The organism is Rhizobium sophoriradicis, from assembly GCF_003939025.1.
GTDB lineage: Bacteria > Pseudomonadota > Alphaproteobacteria > Rhizobiales > Rhizobiaceae > Rhizobium > Rhizobium sophoriradicis.
Genome location: NZ_RQIH01000003.1, coordinates 150,171 through 166,883 on the forward strand (window position 1 = coordinate 150,171; position 16,713 = coordinate 166,883).

The following is a 16,713-nucleotide window of genomic DNA, read 5'->3' on the forward strand; positions in this document are numbered from 1 at the left end:
GACTGGGGAAAAGGCCTGCACCGCTGGTTATCCCAACGGCAATAAGTCAATCGTCGGGGCAGGAATCGCCTTCCTGCAATGTTGCCCCGCGCATCGCTCGCGTTCATGATGCGGCGATTCCACGTCCGACAATGCGGGGACGGCTGATGCGCCTTTTTCTCGTTCGCCACGGCGAATCCCTCGGCAACATCGATGAACGGGCCTATCGGCAGTTCGGCGACCACAGCGTGCCACTGACGCAATGGGGCTACCGGCAGGCTTTGGAGGCCGGCTGCGTGATCACATCCTATCTGCGGGGATTGCCCGACAACGGATTTCAGAAGCTGCGCATCTGGTACTCGCCGTTTCTAAGAACACGACAGAGCAAGGACGCTTTGCTCGATGCCCTTCCGGAAGATTTCGTCGGCGATGTCAGGGAAGATTATCTGCTGCGCGAGCAGGATTTCGGCCTCTTTACCGAAATCTACGACCATGCCGAGAGGAAACAAAAATTTCCCGAGGAATTCGAAAAATGGGCGCGGCTGCGCAGCAATAGCGGCAAGTTTTATGCGCGTCCACCCGATGGCGAGAGCCGGGCGGACGTCGCTCAACGGGTGCGGCTCTTCCTCCAGACGGTGATGCGCGACGGCGAGAACGACGACCATAACATCGCCATTGTCGGCCATGGCGTTACCAATCGGGCGGTCGAAATGAACTTCCTGCACCACCCTGTCGGATGGTTCGAGCGCTCCGACAATCCCGGAAATGCCGACATCACGCTGATCGAGGGCACGCGCTCGCAAGGCTATGCGTCGATCCTGCTGCACCGGGCGGCCGACCGGCTGCCTGGACATGAAGGCGATCTGCGCGATGCCCATGGTGCCGATGTCACGCTCGCGCCGAGGCTTGGAGGCTAGTTAGCTGAGTGGAAAGATGAGGCTCGGATCCATTTCATCTTTCCGATGTCTGCTCAAGCTGGCGCGCACAACTAGTCCCTCCCCCCGTGTGGGGAAGGGTTTTGACAGTCGCCTGACTGCACCAATCAGGCGGCCCGCACAGCCGCCAGCGGTTTCACATTCTGGTTCATGCGGAACAGGTTGTTCGGATCATAGCGCAGCTTGATTTCAGCGAGACGCGCATATTTGGCGCCATAAGCCATCTCGACCCGATCCGTCTCATCCTCCGGCATGAAGTTGATATAGGCCGTACCCACAGCATGCGGCTTGGTTGCCTCGAAGAGCTCGCGCGCCCAGCCAATGCAGCTTGCATCCATTCCCGCTTCCCGCCAGCGCGCATGCACGTTCATGACAAAATGCGAGCTGCGCTGCGGAAAGGCGGTGGCTTCGGTGGGAATACGGCCGGCGGCCCCACCGACATGGCCGATGAATATTTCGCATTCCGGCCCCGGCAGCTTGCGCACGGCGTTGAGCAGGACGTCGATCGCCGCATCCGAGAGGGAAGCGAAATCCTGGCTCTTCCAGTAATTGCGCGCGCCAGCTGTCAGAAGCGGATCGAATGCCTGCTGCCAGCCGGTAAACGGCACCGGACCGACGACATCGGCAATCGGTTTGCCGATCGCCCGCAATCTGGCCGTCGCCTTTTCCCCCGCCGTTATATCTCCGCAATAGCACATGGCGAGGACCACGATCTCCTTACCGTGCCATTCGGCCGGCAGGAAAGGCAGCGGCGGCGCCTGGCGCATCACCACCCAGCAGGTCAGTTCATCGGGTGCCGCGTCCAGCGCCTGGCGATACTCCCGCAGCACCTTCTCCGCATCAGCGAAGGGATGCACGACCAGCCCCGCAAGAACCTCGGAATGCAGCGGGTTGAGCTGGAATTCGAAGGAGGTGACGACGCCAAAATTGCCGCCGCCGCCACGCAGCGCCCAGAAGAGATCCGGCCTTTCCGTTTCGCTCGCTTTGACCAGTTCGCCGTCGGCCGTCACCACATCCACCGAAACCAGATTGTCGAGGGTCAGCCCGAATTTCCGTGTCAGCCAGCCGAAACCGCCGCCGAGCGTCAGGCCGGCGATGCCGGTCGTCGAATTGATGCCTGTCGGCAGCACCAGCCCGAAGGCCAACGTTTCCTTGTCGACGTCGCCAAGCGTGGCGCCCGGCTCGACTCTGGCGCGGCGTATCTCGGGATCGACCCGGACCGACTTCATCGTCGACAGATCGATGACGATGCCTCCTTCGCACATGGCGTTGCCGGCAATGCCGTGGCCGCCGCCGTGCACCGAAACGAGCAGATTGTTGTCGCGGGCAAACCGTACCGCGCGCACGACGTCGGCCGCCCCGGCGCAACGCGCGATCAACCCAGGCCGACGGTCGATCATCGCGTTCCAGATCGCCCGAGCCTCGTTGTAATCCGTATCCTTGCTGGTCAGAAGATTGCCGCGAAATCCAGCGGCAAAAGCATCCATGGCCACGTCATTGACCATCGTCTGCCCGCTTTGCAGGGTCGTCAGGTTCAAATTGTCCATGATTTCCTCCCTGCGACCGGCGCCCCGCACCGTCGCGGCCGGCATATTGCGCCCGCAGTGGTCGCCAAACAAGTTTTCCAAAAGGATTAGCTCGTTGCCACCGCCGCGATGAGGCTCCACGCAAAAGAAGGTTTAGGTGTGCCGTGGATACCCCCTCTGCCCTGCCGGGCATCTCCCCCACAGGTGGGGAGATTGAATGGGCGCGATGGCTTGCTCAAGCAATTACCGCACGAATATGCCGATGCGTAGAGAGGGAACGATGATCCAGCCTCCTGCCGATCTCCCTCCTTGTGGGGGAGATGCCCGGCAGGGCAGAGGGCGGTATCCACGGCATACCCTCTCGACGAAAACTTCGTCCATCCCCCATTTCCATACTGTCGCCAGTATCCGATTGATGTATGGAGGGAACTCCAGAAAAAGACGTGCACGGAGGCGGCAATGGATCACCAGGATAAATCCAAGACGGACAAGAACCTGACGAGCGGCGATCTCGACGAGCAGGCGCTGTTCTTCCATCGCTATCCCCGCCCCGGCAAGCTGGAGATCCAGGCGACCAAGCCGCTCGGCAACCAGCGCGACCTCGCGCTCGCCTATTCGCCGGGCGTTGCCGCCCCCTGCCTTGCCATTCGCGACAACCCCGAAACGGCGGCCGACTACACATCCCGCGCCAATCTCGTCGCCGTCATCTCCAACGGCACCGCCGTGCTCGGCCTCGGCAATATCGGCCCGCTGGCTTCGAAGCCGGTCATGGAGGGCAAGGCCGTGCTCTTCAAGAAATTCGCCGGCATCGACGTTTTCGACATCGAGATCGACGCGGCGAGCGTCGAACAGATGGTCTCGACCGTCAGCTCCTTGGAGCCGACCTTTGGCGGCATCAATCTCGAAGACATCAAGGCGCCGGAATGTTTCGAGGTCGAGCGGCGTCTGCGCGAGAAGATGAAGATCCCGGTCTTCCACGACGACCAGCACGGCACGGCAATCATCGTCGCCGCCGCGATCTTGAACGGGCTCGAACTTGCCGGCAAGGCGATCGAGAACGTCAAGATCGTCGCATCCGGCGCGGGTGCCGCCGCCCTTGCCTGCTTGAACCTGCTGGTAACCCTCGGTGCCAAGCGCGAAAACATCTGGGTCCATGACCTCGAAGGCCTGGTCTATGAGGGCCGCACCGAGTTGATGGATGAGTGGAAGGCCGTCTACGCCCAGAAGAGCGATACGCGCACACTTGCTGAAAACATTGGCGGCGCCGATGTCTTCCTCGGCCTTTCCGCCGCCGGCGTCCTCAAGCCGGAACTGCTGGCACAGATGGCCGACAAGCCGCTGATCATGGCGCTTGCCAATCCGACGCCGGAGATCATGCCGGATCTCGCCCGCGCCGCCCGTCCGGATGCGATGATCTGCACCGGCCGCTCGGATTTCGCCAACCAGGTCAATAACGTCCTCTGCTTCCCCTATATCTTCCGCGGCGCGCTCGATTGCGGCGCTGAGACGATCAACGAGGAAATGAAGATGGCGGCCGTGCGTGCCATCGCAGCGCTTGCCCGCGAAGAGCCGTCCGATGTCGCCGCCCGCGCCTATTCCGGCGAGACCCCGGTCTTCGGCCCGGATTATCTGATCCCCTCGCCTTTCGATCCGCGCCTCATCCTGCGCATCGCGCCGGCCGTCGCCAAGGCCGCCGAACAGAGCGGTGTCGCCCGCCGCCCGATCCAGGATTTCGACGCCTATTTGGATCAGCTGAACCGCTTCGTTTTCCGCTCCGGCTTTGTCATGAAGCCGATCTTCACTGCGGCCAAGGCCGCCGAGCGCAAGCGCGTCATCTTCTCCGAAGGCGAAGACGAGCGCGTGCTGCGCGCCGCCCAGGTGCTGCTTGAGGAAGGCCTGGCCAAACCGATCCTGATCGGCCGTCCGCAGGTCATCGAAACGCGGCTCAAGCGCTACGGCCTGCGCATTCGGCCGCTGCAGGATTTCGAGGTGATCAATCCGGAAGACGACCCGCGCTTCCGCGAATATGTCGATCTCTATTTCTCGCTCGTCGGCCGCCGCGGCGTCATTCCCGAAGCCGCCCGCACCATCGTGCGCACCAACACGACGGTCATCGGCGCGCTGGCGCTGAGGCGCGGCGAGGCCGATGCGCTGATCTGCGGCCTCGAAGGCCGCTATGAAAAGCATCTGCGCGATGTGCGCCAGATCATCGGCAAGCGCAAGGACGTGCGCGATTTCTCCGCGCTCAGCCTGATGATCTCGCAGCGCGGCGCCACCTTCTTCACCGACACCTACGTCACCTTCAATCCGAGCGCCGAAGAGATCGCCGAGGCGACGGTGATGGCGGCCGAGGAAATCCGCCGTTTCGGAATCACCCCGCGCGCTGCCCTCGTCTCGCATTCCAACTTCGGCTCGCGCGAATCCGAAAGCGCCACCAAGATGCGCAATGCCCTGCAGCTCGTGCGCGACGCCGCCCCCGATCTCGAGGTCGATGGTGAAATGCACGGTGAAAGCGCCATCTCCGAAGCCCTGCGCAAGCGCGTCATGCCGCACACGACGCTGCACGACGAGGCGAACCTGCTGGTCTTCCCGAACCTCGATGCCGCCAACATCACGCTTGGCGTGGTCAAATCGATGACGGATGGACTGCATGTCGGACCGATCCTGCTGGGTGCCGCCATGCCCGCCCACATCCTCGCGCCCTCGGTCACCTCCCGCGGCGTCGTCAACATGGCGGCATTGGCCGTCGTCGAGGCATCGCAGCCGGCTTAAGCCGGCTGCTAGCAACCCGGCAATATCAGGCAGCCCGGATCGACAGGCGCCCTTTATCCGCGAGCGCATCGGCGCGTTCGTTGCCGGCAATACCGGAATGGCCTTTGCACCAGGTAACGGTCACCAGGGCGTTCTGGGATAGTTGAAGATCGACTGCCTTCCACAGTTCCGCATTGTCGATCGTTCGCCTTCGAGCATTTCCATTCGGGCTGCTCTTCTTCCAGCCGTTGTTTTTCCAGATATGTCGCCGGCTGTTGCAGCCTTTGACGGCATAGACGGAATCGGACCAGATGGTCGCAGCTTCGCCGGCTGCTTCGCTATTGATCCAGATTGCGGCCTTCAGGACGGCGGTCAATTCCATCGAATTATTGGCCGACTCCTGGACGCCACCGAATCCGGAGGCGATCTCCACTGCATCGCGATAGGTGACAAATGCCCAGCCGCCGTGTTGGGAACCGGGTTCGTAACAACCGTCTACGAAGATGTGAAGGCCGTGTTGAGCTTCGCGCATCCGGCCGGTTGCTCCAGGCAAGCTAAGTTCGTTAAAGATGCCTATCATTCTCGCCTCGCTCCCGCCTTTGCTACGCTCGCCGCCCAGACCAGCGCCTATCGCGACGGTCTGCGCGCCGCTTGACGCGGAATGCACCCCGTCGATTGTGTCGACCATTGACGATAGTAGCGGCAGTGGTGCCTATTGCCGAGGGGGGAACTATGGGGCAGCGTGGATCATGGACAATCCGTTGAGCAACGCCGGTAAGCGCGATCGAACCGTAACCGTACGTCGTATTCTCAAGGTCAATCATGCTGGCGAATTCGGCGCAATACGCATTTATGGCGCACAGATCTGGATGGCCCGTAGGCTGTTTCCCGACATCGTTCCTGCACTCCGCGATATGCGAGATGACGAGATCAAGCATTGCCGCCTGTTTCGCGACGCGATGCCGTCCAGGAAGGCCAGGCCATGCCGCGTCATGGCATTCTGGAGCCTCGGCGGTTACCTGCTGGGTTTCCTGACTGCCCTCGGTGGACGTAACATGGTCTGGATCTGTACCGAGGCGGTTGAAAGCACTGTTCACCGTCACCTTGAGGGTCAATTGGCCTTTCTGGCGGCCGGAGACCCCGAGCTTCATGGCCTTATTGCCTCCATTCAAGAGGAAGAATTGGCTCATCTCAGGGAGGCCGAGAAAAACCAGACCGCACGCGGAATGAGCCACACACTGCTCCTGCCCGTCATCGCCGCACTCACCGATTTGATGATCTGGCTCTCGACATGGGGAGACTCAAGCTGGATGCACGCCGAAATGGCGCGCTCGAAGCAGATCTGACAGTCCGCGACCGGATCTGTCCGCGAGCGACGTCTGGCGCGACGCGTGGAATCGCCGGCCTCTGCTGGATAAGATCGCGAAAATACGCTAAGAATTTCTCTGAGCTTATTAAGAGAAACACGCTAAGAGGAAACGCGCGGCGAAGTGACGTCGCATCGACCACCAACCGTTTGCTCATTCCGGGACGACGCCGTGAAACGCCGAAACCTGTCTTTTGTGCTTCTCGTTGCCTTCGCGACGCCCGTCGCCGCGCAGACGAGCGCCATCTGCGACGACCTGCGCGGTCGCCTCGCCGACCTGCCGCGATCGATCGGCAACGGCAATGGTCTGGAAGCGCGCCAGTTTGCTGGTGCCATCGCCGAGCAGAACCTCGAGCTGCGCAAGGTCCGCAACGACCTGCGCAGCTACGGTTGCACCTCGGGCAGCATGGTGGTGATCGGCGGCGAGAATGCCGATTATTGCGACGAGCTCTCGCAGGCCGAAGCCCGGATGATCGACAATATCCGCTATCTCCAGGATCGTCGCGCCGAACTGCGCAGTCAGGGCGGTGATGACGGCGGGCGCCGCGAACTGATGGCAGCTCTTGAGCGCAATGGCTGCAACAGCGAGAATTTCTACGCCCCGTCCGATCGCAGCGCCAACGATCCTGCCCCGAGCATCGAGGAACAGGCGATGCGCGGCGATACCTTCATTCCGCTCGGCGGCGGTGAAGAGTTCGATCCGCGTTATGACCTGCCGCGGGCCGAGATGATGTCGCCGGTCAGCACCATCTGCGTGCGCAGCTGCGACGGCGGCTTCTTCCCGATCAGCTCGAACGCCATTTCGGTCGATTTCGGCCGCGATGCTGAGACCTGCGCCAAGATGTGCCCCGGCATCGAGACCGAGCTTTTCTATCGCGACGTAAGGAGCACGGAAGCCGCGAACATGATTTCGGTGGCAACCGGCACACCCTACAGCGCTATGCAGAACGCCTTCGCCTATAAGAACCGCGCGCCCGGCGAGAAAAATGCCTGCGCCTGCAATCTCGCCGCCTATTACGAAGAGATGCGCGGCAAGCAGGCCCTGAGCGAACCGCAGCAGCAGAGCTCGATCACGACGATCCGCACCAATCCGCCGGCGAAAGATACCGCGGCTGCGCCAACGGCACCCCGGCCGTCAGTCCCGGAGCGTCCCTATGACCCTGCGCAAAACAAGGTCCGGCAGGTTGGCCCGCAATTCCTCGCAGGCGACCAGGGTTCGATCGATCTTGCCAACCCGGCAACACCTGGCCCGCAGCCGCAACAGCAGTGACCGCTACGGCTCGCTCCGTCCCCAGCCATCGTGGAAGACGAGCTCCTCGAGCGGTAGGCGCTGGCGCCAGCCTTTGACGGAAAGCTCCGGCTCGTCATACAGCCGGTCAACGAAGCCTGCGCAGAGCCAGGCGACCACCTCTATATGATCGGGTATGCCGAGAATGGTTTTCAGCTCGCCTTCGCGAAAGATGCTGACCCAGCCGATGCCGATTCCTTCGGCGCGCGCCGCAAGCCAGAGGTTCTGGATGGCGCACACCGTCGAATAGCTATCCATCCGCGGATTGTGCGTGCGGCCCAGCACGACGCTGCCGCTGCGCGTGGGATCGCAGGTAACGCATATGCCGAGCGGCGCCTCGACGATGCCTTCGAGCTTGAGAGAGCGGTACGCCTGCCGCCGCTCGCCGTCAAACATCAGTGCCGCCTCTTCGTTGGCCTGTGCAAAAGCGTCCCGGATGCGCGCCCGCACGGCTTCGCTCTTCACCAGGATGAAGTTCCACGGCTGCATGAAGCCGACGGAGGGGGCGTGATGGGCGGCCGTCAAGAGCCGCGCCACGACATCGTCCGGCAAGGGATCGGGCAGGAACTGGCTGCGCACGTCGCGTCGCGTCATGATCGCGTGATACACGGCCTCGCGTTCGGCCAGAGAAAAACCGGATGCCGCCGACATGGCATCCTCATCAAAGGGTCGCATCGTCAAATCCCCAACAACGCAACCGCCCGCCGTCCGCGCGGGTTGGGTCTATCTTGCCAGGCCGGTCTTCTGACTCGGCGTCATCCGTCTGCCGCAGCCTTCCCGGCAAAAGCCAGTGGCATGATGAAGCGGCAGGCGTCGGCCTTACAGCGTTGGGCACGTTCCGGTCTTCCACCGGATTCCCGATTCTCCCGCGCGAAAGCGGGCACCTGACGAAGCATCTATTTCAGGAAAGCACTTCGCGGGCAAGCGCCGGCAGCACAGCGATTTGCCCGCTGACGGGCCAGTGCACAGCCAGCAGCTGGTCACGACCACGCTTGCAAATGCATTGAAGAAACTTGCCGCCAGAAGACGGATTGCTGCACGCCGGAGCCCTCTTTCAGGCCGCCAGATTCTGCGTGACAACGGGAGGCCGCCACGCTAAACACGCCGCATGTCGATCACTTCCGTCTACGCCTCGCGATTTTATTGGTACCGCTGCTCCCAGCGGATGCGGGTCCATGCGTAACTGAAGTCGACGCGACGACAACCCGAACAGCCGCTAGTCTACCTGGCGGCTTTTTTGTTTCCGCACGGTATGACCAAACAGGAGCCACACCGTGTCCGATACCATCGACGATCTGCGTATCCTCGAAATCACCCCACTGACCAAACCCGCCGATATCCTCGCGGAAATTCCCCGAACCGCTGACGTCAGCGAGACGGTGACCAGTAACCGCAATGCGATCCATAAGATTCTGGAGGGAAAGGACGACCGCCTGATCGTCGTCATCGGCCCCTGCTCTATCCACGATCCTGCCGCCGCCCGCGAATATGCCGAGCGGTTGGTGCGACAGAGGCAGCGCTTCTCCGGTGATCTCGAAATCGTCATGCGCGTCTATTTCGAAAAGCCCCGCACCACGGTCGGCTGGAAGGGTCTGATGAACGACCCGCATCTCGATGGCAGCTACCGCATCGAGGAAGGGCTTCGGATTGCCCGGCGCCTGCTGCTCGACATCAATGCGATGGGCCTGCCCGCCGGTGTCGAATTCCTCGAGACGATCACGCCGCAATACATTACCGACCTCGTCAGCTGGGGGGCGATCGGCGCCCGCACGACCGAAAGCCAGATCCATCGCCAGCTCGCCTCCGGCCTCTCCTGCCCGATCGGCTTCAAGAACGGCACGGATGGCGGCGCACGCGTCGCGCTCGATGCCATCCTCGCCGCCTCGCAGCCGCATCACTTCCCCGCCGTCACCAAGGACGGGCAGGCTGCCATTGCCTCAACAAAGGGCAACGAGGACTGCCACATCATCCTGCGCGGCGGCAGGCGGCCGAACTATGAAGCGGCCGATGTTCAAGCTGTCGTCGGCGAAGCCGTCAAGCTCGGTGTTCTCCCGCGCATCCTTATCGATGCCAGCCATGCCAACAGCAACAAGGACCCGATGAACCAGCCGCATGTGGTCAAGGACGTCGCCGCACAGATCACCGCAGGCAATCGCCACATCAAAGGCATGATGATCGAGAGCAACCTCGTCGCCGGCCGCCAGGATCTCGTCCCCGGCAAGCCGCTCGTCTACGGCCAGTCCATCACCGACGGCTGCATCGATTGGGATATGTCGGTCGCCGTGCTGGAAGACCTCGCCGTTTCCGCCCGCGAACGGCGCAAGGCGGCGGCCGCAGCTTAACCGGCCGGGAAGTATCTGACATAGGCGAATTCTTCGCCGTCAGGAGACCAGCAGGGCACGTTGATCGTGCCCTGCCCGCCGAAAAGCTCGAACAGTGTCTTCAGATTGCCGCCGTCCATGTCCATCAGCCGCAGCCGCACATCGAGATCACGCGGATGGTCGAAAACGCTGGGGTCGTAGGACAGGATCAGCACCTTGTCGTTCTTGGGCGATGGATGCGCGAACCAGTTGCCGTAATTGTCCGAGGTCACCTGTTCGAGGCCGGTGCCATCGGGATGGATGCGCCAGATCTGCATCAGGCCGGTGCGGCTGGAGTTGAAATAGATCCATTGCCCGTCGGCGGAATAATCCGGCCCATCATTGCGGCCCTCGCCATGCGTCAGCCGCGTTTCGGCGCCGCCGTCGACGGAGATCGTATAGATGTCGAAGAGATCGTCGCGGATGCCGCAATAGGCGAGCTGGCGGCCATCAGGCGACCAGCCATGCCAGTAGGATGGCTGGTTCCGGGTGACGAGCCGCGGAGTTCCGCCGTCGATCGGCAGGATATAGATCGCTGACTTGCCGAACTCGCTCTTGTCGGAAATGACGATCTCGGTCCCGTCGGGCGAAATGCCGTGATCATTATTGCAGTTGACGGCAAAGCCGGTATCGACCTGAACAACCTCGCCGTCATCGAGCGGCAGCCGGAAGAGCAGCCCGTCACCGTTCAGCAGCAGATAGGAGCCGTCGGGAGCATAATTCGGCGCTTCCACCAGCCGATCTGTCTGCCACACCTCACGCGCCCTGCCCGTCCTGACATTGTAGATCTCGACCGAGCTGCGCATCAATGCTCCTCCTGACCTCTCGATCGTGCTAGCGATCCCGATCATCCTAACGATCTCGATTGGGTAACGGTCTCGATCGCTTCAGCGATCACGGAACCGGTTGGTGATGGGATAACGCCGGTCGCGGCCGAAATTCTTCTTGGTGATCTTCACGCCCGGCGCCGACTGCCGACGCTTGTATTCGGCCAGATAGAGCAGGTGCTCGACGCGGTGAACGATCGCCACATCATGGCCGCGTGCGACGATCTCTTCGACCGCCATCTCCTTCTCGACCAGGCATTCGAGGATATCGTCGAGAACAGGATAGGGCGGCAGCGAATCCTGGTCATTCTGATCGGGACGCAGCTCGGCGGACGGCGCCTTGTCGATGATGTTCTGCGGGATCACCTCGCCCGATGGCCCCAGCGCACTCGGCGGCACATTCTCGTTGCGCCAGCGGGCCAGCGCATAGACCTGCATCTTGTAGAGGTCCTTGATCGGGTTGAAGCCGCCGTTCATGTCGCCATAGAGCGTGGCGTAACCGACCGACATTTCCGATTTGTTGCCCGTCGTCACCACCATCGCGCCGAACTTGTTGGAGATCGCCATCAGGATGACGCCGCGCGCGCGGCTCTGCAGGTTCTCCTCGGTGATGCCGCTCTCAGTGCCCTCGAAGAGATCGGAAAGCGCACTGCTGAAACCCGTCACCGGCTGCTCGATCGGCACGATGTCGTAGCGGCAGCCCAGCGCCTTGGCGCAATCGGCCGCGTCCTTCAGCGAATCCTCCGATGTATAGCGGTAGGGCAGCATGACGGTGCGCACCCGCTCCTCGCCGAGCGCATCGACGGCGATGGCCGCGCAGATCGCCGAGTCGATGCCGCCGGAAAGGCCGAGCACGACGGTCTTGAAGCCGTTCTTGTTGACGTAATCGCGAAAGCCGAGCAGGCAGGCGCGGTAATCGGCCTCCTCATCCTCGGGGATACGCGCCATCGGCCCTTCGGCGCAGTGCCAGCCGCTTTCGCCGCGCTTCCACGTCGTCACCGCAAGCGCCGTCTCGAACTCGCTCATCTGGAAAGCAAGCGACCTGTCGGCATTGAAGGCGAAACTCGCGCCGTCGAAGACGAGCTCGTCCTGGCCGCCGAGTTGGGCGGCATATATCAGCGGCAGACCGGTCTCGATCACCTGCTTCAGCACCACCTGATGACGGATATCGACCTTGCCGCGGTAGTAGGGAGAACCATTCGGCGACAGCAGGATTTCCGCGCCGCTTTCAGCCAGCGTCTCGCAGACGCCGAGCTCACCCCAGATATCCTCGCAGATCGGAATGCCCAGGCGCACTCCGCGGAAATTGACCGGCCCCGGCATGGCACCCTGATGGAAGACGCGCTTCTCATCGAACTCGCCGTAATTTGGCAGATCGACCTTGTCACGCACCGCGACGACCTTGCCACCGTCGAGCACAGCGACGGAGTTATAGCGCCCGGTCTCGTCCTGCCGGGGAAAACCAATGACGACCCCAGGTCCGCCGTCGGCGGTATCGGCGGCCAGGCTCTCAACTGCCTTCCAGCAAGCGCGGATGAAGGCCGGCTTCAGCACCAGGTCCTCCGGCGGATAGCCGGAGATAAACAGCTCGGTCAGGACGAGCAGATGCGCACCCTCCCGGGCAGCATCGGCGCGGGCCTCGCGCGCCTTGGCAAGATTGCCGGCCACATCACCGACCGTTGGGTTGAGCTGGCCGATGGCGATGCGGAAGATTCCAGAAAGAGCGTTTTCCTGTGTCATGTCATTTATTTAGCCTGCGCCTTCCGTTACCGCAACACGTTCGCTGTCAAAGCGTTGCATCGCGTCGACGAAATTTTTGTGAACGGCTGCATCAAAACCTTGCGGCAACGATCCGCATTGCAATTTCCTGGCGGAGCAGAATACTGGCGCCGAAATCCACTGCATCGATAACGGGCATCGGAAAAAGGCCATGAATAATCTTTCGAACTTCGTGCACCATCATTTCGGCAAGCCGGCCGATGAACTCGGCGCTGTCGAAAAACACGTGCTGGCGAAAACGCATGAGCGCAAGATCATCTCGACCGACGTCAATGCCGCCTTCTCCGCCGAAGCTTCGTTCGGCGAGCGTGTCGCCGACGGCATCGCTCGTGTCGGCGGCTCCTGGTCCTTCATCATTGCTTTCCTCGCCTTCCTCGCCGTCTGGACCGTGATCAACACCGTCGTTCTCGCAAGCGGTGCCTTTGACCCCTACCCCTTCGTTTTCCTCAATCTGATCCTTTCGATGCTCGCAGCCATCCAGGCGCCGATCATCATGATGTCGCAAAACCGCCAGGCCGAACGCGACCGCTTCGAGGCCGCCAAGGATTATGAAGTCAATCTGAAGTCCGAGCTCGAAGTACTTTCGCTACACCAGAAGATCGACATGAGCGTACTGACCGAGTTGAAGGCGCTGCGCGAGGATGTCGCTCGCCTGACCGCCGCTCTTGCTGCGAGAAGCTAAGCTCGGCACTCATTGATTAAAAAGCAAGAAGGACGCTTGCAGCCCTTGGAAATCCATCTGATCCGGGGGAAGATCATCCCACTCTAGCTTTTTGGGGACTCTGATGGAAAACCACGAGCCGTTTTTACGCGAGGCGATTGCGCTCTCGAAATCCGCGATGGCAAACGGCGACGAACCGTTTGGCTCGGTACTGGTAAGGGACGGCGATGTCATCCTGCGCGCCGAAAACAGCGTCTTCACCGGCCACGATATGACAAACCACGCCGAGATGAACCTGGTTAAACTAGCGGCGAAGCACTACGATCCGGCATTTCTCGCGGACTGCACGCTCTACACCAGCACCGAGCCATGCGCCATGTGCTCCGGGGCGATCTACTGGTCGGGTATCGGACATATGGTGTTTGCTTGCTCCGAAACCCGGCTCGGCGAGATTGCCGGGATCGGGTTGAACGTGCCCAGTCGGGCGGTGTTGCAGAGCGGCGCGCGGACCGTCACCGTGGTCGGCCCGACAAACCTCGAAGACGAAGCCGCCGAAGTCCACCAGGAATTCTGGCCCAAGCACCTGGGCAAGGTTCAGGTTCAGGGCTCGTTCAGCCAGACGATAGCGGCTGGGATGCGGATGGCTGACAAGAAGGTGTGGACGTATCAGTCGAGCGGCCGGAATGAATAGGTCCTGAGCCTAGACGGGATACCTGTCATATTGCGGCAGTCCGTCTGATATCTCATAGAAATCGCCCTTGTCGGCGCAGTAGATGTGGTGACTGAAGACAAGGCCGCTCGGTTCGTCGAAGCTTCCGGCCAGGACCGAAACCTCCACCGCTTCGTCTCCCTGCCAGAACAGCGCCGAGCCGCAATTCGAACAGAAGCCGCGCTGCGCTTCGCCGCTCGACCGATACCACCGCACCGTATCGGCGTCTTCGACCGAAAGAGCCGTGCGCGGCACGTTGACCGCGGCATAGTAGAACCCCGTCTGCCGGCGGCATTGCGAGCAGTGGCAGCCGACGACGGGGCCGAGCTTGCCCATAATCGAATATCGCACGGCGCCGCAAAGGCAGCCGCCTGTATGCCGTTCGGTCATGACCACTCCTCCATTTTTCAGAACGTTGCCGCCCTTCGGATCCTGCGTCAAATCCATTCCGTTCAATGAAAGATCAGAAATCTTGAAGCTCGCTGGCGTCCCGGGACAACCCTCTGGTGTTACCCATCGACAACACCCGCCGACCTCCTAACCGTCCCCGCGTTGAATTGATGCCGGTTCTCGGTGATACTGAGGGCTCAACCATTCAAGCCTGGGAGACTGACATGAGAGCGACCCTGTCCAAACAGAAAGGAAAGATCGCCCACAAGGACATTCTGCCTCATGAATTTTCCGTTCTCCCGCGCGAGGAAAAGCTCGCGACGACATAACGCCTTCCTCAAACTCCTCCTCAACGACCCCGCCGCCGACCGCAGCCGGCGCTGGTTGCGCATGCGAAAATTTCTATCCTACTACCGCCCGCATCTGCCTCTGCTCCTGGCGGATCTGCTTTGCGCCATCCTCGTCGCAGGCGCGGCGGTGGCCCTTCCGCTCTGCGCCAATATCGTCACCAGCCGGCTTCTGGCCCTGCCCGATGCGCCGCAGGCCTTCACCCAGATCCTGGTGATGGGCGGCGTCATGCTGGCCGTTCTGGCGGTCCAGATCGCCGCGATCTTCTTCGTCGATTATCGCGGCCACGTCATGGGCGCCCGCATCGAGGCGACGGTCCGGCGGGAGCTCTTCGAGCACTGCCAGAAACTCTCCTTCAGTTTCTACGACCGCCAGCGCACCGGCCAGCTGATGAGCCGCATCACCAACGACTCCCTTTGGCTGGGAGAGCTCTTTCACCACGGCCCCGAGGATCTCTCCATCGCCGTGCTGAAATATGGCGGCGCCATGCTGGTGCTGTTCTTCATCGATCCGCCATTGGCCGGCCTTATCCTGCTGCTGACCCCTGTGGCAGTGACTTATGCCCTTTATTTCAACCGGCGCATGAACAGCGCGCTCGAAGCCAGCAAGCGGCAGATCGCTGCCGTCAACGAGCGGGTCGAGGACGCTCTGGCAGGCATTCGTGTCGTCCAGTCATTCGCCAACGAGGCACTGGAAAGGCAGCGCTTCGACGTACAGAACCAGCGCTTCCTGCAAAGCCGCGCCGAAGGCTACCGCAGCGAGGCCTGGTTTTCGGTCGGCACGGAAACCTTCGCCCAGCTCGTGACGATATTGGTGATCATCGTCGGGGGATTGTGTATCCTGTCGGCGGATCTCACCGTTCCGGACATGCTGACCTTCCTGCTTTGCGTCGCCGTGCTGGTCGATCCGGTGCAGCGACTCGCCAATTTCGTGCGGCTCTGGCAGGAGGGCTATACCGGTTTCATCAGGGCCATGGAAATCCTGGAAATTGCCCCTGATATCACCGACCGGCCGGCCGCCCGGCCGATGCCGGCACCAAGGGGCGAGATCAGTTTCTCCGACGTCTCCTTCGGCTACGAGGCCGATGGCCCGCGTGTACTGGACCGGCTGTCGCTGACCATCGCCCCCGGAGAGTTCGTCGCTTTGGTCGGCCCTTCCGGCGTCGGCAAGAGCACGCTCTGCGCCCTCATCCCGCGCTTCTACGATGTCGCGGCCGGGACGATCCGGATCGACGGCACCGATGTAAGAGATGTAACACTGGCCTCGCTCCGGCGCCATGTCGGGGTAGTGCAGCAGGATGTCTACCTCTTTGCCGGCTCGGTTGCGGAAAACCTGCGCTACGGCAGGCCCGACGCCAGCGATGCCGAGCTGGAAGCGGCGGCCCGGGCCGCCAATGCGCACGACTTCATCATCGCCCTGCCCCAGGGCTATGATACCGATATCGGCCAGCGCGGCGTCAAGCTCTCCGGCGGCCAGCGCCAGCGCATCACCATCGCCCGCGCCTTCCTCAAGAATCCTGAGATTCTGATCTTCGACGAGGCGACCAGCGCGCTCGACAATGAAAGCGAACGGGCGGTGCAGCAGGCGCTGCTGAGCTTGGCGAACGGCCGAACCACCCTGGTCATCGCCCATCGCCTCTCGACCGTCCGCCATGCCGACCGCATCCTGGTCCTGACGGGCGACGGCATCGTCGAACAGGGGACGCATGACGATCTGATGGCGCAAGGCGGCGTTTACGCCAATCTGCACAGCGTTCAGGCCAGCATCTGAAGACAATAAAAAACCCGGCATCAC

13 protein-coding genes, 1 pseudogene and 1 riboswitch are annotated in these 16,713 nt (G+C 61.8%); of the genes and pseudogenes, 8 read left to right on the top strand and 6 right to left on the bottom strand.

Going from position 1 to position 16,713, the window contains the following annotated elements:
* Positions 1 to 146 precede the first annotated feature (146 nt).
* On the top strand, positions 147 to 896 hold the full coding sequence (locus EFR00_RS05335) for a histidine phosphatase family protein (RefSeq protein ID WP_077989250.1): 750 nt from the start codon (positions 147 to 149) through the stop codon (positions 894 to 896).
* A 125-nt stretch (positions 897 to 1,021) separates the two neighbouring features.
* Here EFR00_RS05335 and EFR00_RS05340 read toward each other — a convergent pair whose 3' ends face one another.
* Positions 1,022 to 2,461, bottom strand: coding sequence for an FAD-binding oxidoreductase (locus tag EFR00_RS05340; protein ID WP_077989420.1), 1,440 nt, complete (start codon positions 2,459 to 2,461; stop codon positions 1,022 to 1,024).
* A gap of 438 nt (positions 2,462 to 2,899) precedes the next feature.
* Between EFR00_RS05340 and EFR00_RS05350 the strand changes: the two genes are divergently transcribed.
* Positions 2,900 to 5,212 (top strand): NADP-dependent malic enzyme, encoded by a 2,313-nt coding sequence (locus tag EFR00_RS05350; protein WP_038689294.1) that lies wholly within the window; start codon positions 2,900 to 2,902, stop codon positions 5,210 to 5,212.
* Between the two features lie 25 nt (positions 5,213 to 5,237).
* On the opposite strand, the gene EFR00_RS05355 is transcribed toward EFR00_RS05350, so the two are convergent.
* Entirely contained in the window at positions 5,238 to 5,771 is a 534-nt protein-coding gene (locus EFR00_RS05355) for a ribonuclease H family protein (RefSeq protein WP_077989421.1), read from the bottom strand.
* A 169-nt stretch (positions 5,772 to 5,940) separates the two neighbouring features.
* Here EFR00_RS05355 and EFR00_RS05360 point away from each other — a divergent pair, with 169 nt between their 5' ends.
* Complete coding sequence (locus EFR00_RS05360) at positions 5,941 to 6,537, top strand: demethoxyubiquinone hydroxylase family protein (RefSeq protein WP_077989251.1); 597 nt, start codon at positions 5,941 to 5,943, stop codon at positions 6,535 to 6,537.
* A 192-nt stretch (positions 6,538 to 6,729) separates the two neighbouring features.
* A complete protein-coding gene (locus EFR00_RS05365) occupies positions 6,730 to 7,827 on the top strand; it encodes a DUF2865 domain-containing protein (protein WP_077989252.1) in 1,098 nt (365 codons plus the stop codon).
* A 3-nt stretch (positions 7,828 to 7,830) separates the two neighbouring features.
* On the opposite strand, the gene bluB is transcribed toward EFR00_RS05365, so the two are convergent.
* Complete coding sequence (gene bluB, locus EFR00_RS05370; RefSeq protein ID WP_077989253.1) at positions 7,831 to 8,520, bottom strand: 5,6-dimethylbenzimidazole synthase; 690 nt, start codon at positions 8,518 to 8,520, stop codon at positions 7,831 to 7,833.
* A 42-nt stretch (positions 8,521 to 8,562) separates the two neighbouring features.
* Positions 8,563 to 8,748, bottom strand: a riboswitch (cobalamin riboswitch).
* Positions 8,749 to 9,119: 371 nt separating this feature from the next.
* Between bluB and EFR00_RS05375 the strand changes: the two genes are divergently transcribed.
* On the top strand, positions 9,120 to 10,187 hold the full coding sequence (locus EFR00_RS05375; protein ID WP_009994771.1) for a 3-deoxy-7-phosphoheptulonate synthase: 1,068 nt from the start codon (positions 9,120 to 9,122) through the stop codon (positions 10,185 to 10,187).
* On the opposite strand, the gene EFR00_RS05380 is transcribed toward EFR00_RS05375, so the two are convergent.
* Both EFR00_RS05380 and EFR00_RS05385 read right to left on the bottom strand, forming a co-directional pair.
* Positions 10,184 to 11,011 carry a TolB family protein gene (locus tag EFR00_RS05380; protein WP_077989254.1) on the bottom strand — a complete coding sequence of 276 codons (828 nt, stop codon included), beginning with the start codon at positions 11,009 to 11,011 and terminating at the stop codon, positions 10,184 to 10,186. The genes EFR00_RS05375 and EFR00_RS05380 overlap by 4 nt on opposite strands.
* A gap of 81 nt (positions 11,012 to 11,092) precedes the next feature.
* Complete coding sequence (locus EFR00_RS05385) at positions 11,093 to 12,772, bottom strand: NAD+ synthase (RefSeq protein WP_077989255.1); 1,680 nt, start codon at positions 12,770 to 12,772, stop codon at positions 11,093 to 11,095.
* A 190-nt stretch (positions 12,773 to 12,962) separates the two neighbouring features.
* On the opposite strand from EFR00_RS05385, the gene EFR00_RS05390 reads away from it, so the two are divergent.
* Together EFR00_RS05390 and EFR00_RS05395 are read left to right on the top strand one after the other, a co-directional pair.
* Positions 12,963 to 13,493: a DUF1003 domain-containing protein gene (locus EFR00_RS05390; protein WP_077989256.1), complete on the top strand. Its 531-nt coding sequence runs from the start codon at positions 12,963 to 12,965 to the stop codon at positions 13,491 to 13,493.
* A gap of 103 nt (positions 13,494 to 13,596) precedes the next feature.
* A pseudogene (locus EFR00_RS05395) lies at positions 13,597 to 14,064 on the top strand (nucleoside deaminase); the annotation flags it as partial.
* 108 nt (positions 14,065 to 14,172) lie between these two features.
* On the opposite strand, the gene EFR00_RS05400 reads toward EFR00_RS05395, so the two are convergent.
* Positions 14,173 to 14,571 (bottom strand): GFA family protein, encoded by a 399-nt coding sequence (locus EFR00_RS05400; protein ID WP_077989422.1) that lies wholly within the window; start codon positions 14,569 to 14,571, stop codon positions 14,173 to 14,175.
* Positions 14,572 to 14,853: 282 nt separating this feature from the next.
* On the opposite strand from EFR00_RS05400, the gene EFR00_RS05405 reads away from it, so the two are divergent.
* The gene (locus tag EFR00_RS05405; RefSeq protein ID WP_077989257.1) at positions 14,854 to 16,689 is read left to right on the top strand and encodes an ABC transporter ATP-binding protein; all 1,836 of its coding nucleotides are present in this window, start codon (positions 14,854 to 14,856) and stop codon (positions 16,687 to 16,689) included.
* Positions 16,690 to 16,713: the final 24 nt, after the last annotated feature.

What these genes read in the sequence shown, in the direction of transcription:
- EFR00_RS05350 (WP_038689294.1), top strand. Translation starts at nt 2,900, where the DNA reads ATGGATCACCAGGATAAATCCAAGACGGACAAGAACCTGACGAGCGGC.
- bluB (WP_077989253.1), bottom strand. Translation starts at nt 8,520, where the DNA reads ATGCGACCCTTTGATGAGGATGCCATGTCGGCGGCATCCGGTTTTTCT.
- EFR00_RS05360 (WP_077989251.1), top strand. Translation starts at nt 5,941, where the DNA reads ATGGACAATCCGTTGAGCAACGCCGGTAAGCGCGATCGAACCGTAACC.
- EFR00_RS05380 (WP_077989254.1), bottom strand. Translation starts at nt 11,011, where the DNA reads ATGCGCAGCTCGGTCGAGATCTACAATGTCAGGACGGGCAGGGCGCGT.
- EFR00_RS05405 (WP_077989257.1), top strand. Translation starts at nt 14,854, where the DNA reads ATGAATTTTCCGTTCTCCCGCGCGAGGAAAAGCTCGCGACGACATAAC.
- EFR00_RS05385 (WP_077989255.1), bottom strand. Translation starts at nt 12,772, where the DNA reads ATGACACAGGAAAACGCTCTTTCTGGAATCTTCCGCATCGCCATCGGC.
- EFR00_RS05335 (WP_077989250.1), top strand. Translation starts at nt 147, where the DNA reads ATGCGCCTTTTTCTCGTTCGCCACGGCGAATCCCTCGGCAACATCGAT.
- EFR00_RS05390 (WP_077989256.1), top strand. Translation starts at nt 12,963, where the DNA reads ATGAATAATCTTTCGAACTTCGTGCACCATCATTTCGGCAAGCCGGCC.
- EFR00_RS05355 (WP_077989421.1), bottom strand. Translation starts at nt 5,771, where the DNA reads ATGATAGGCATCTTTAACGAACTTAGCTTGCCTGGAGCAACCGGCCGG.
- EFR00_RS05400 (WP_077989422.1), bottom strand. Translation starts at nt 14,571, where the DNA reads ATGACCGAACGGCATACAGGCGGCTGCCTTTGCGGCGCCGTGCGATAT.
- EFR00_RS05340 (WP_077989420.1), bottom strand. Translation starts at nt 2,461, where the DNA reads ATGGACAATTTGAACCTGACGACCCTGCAAAGCGGGCAGACGATGGTC.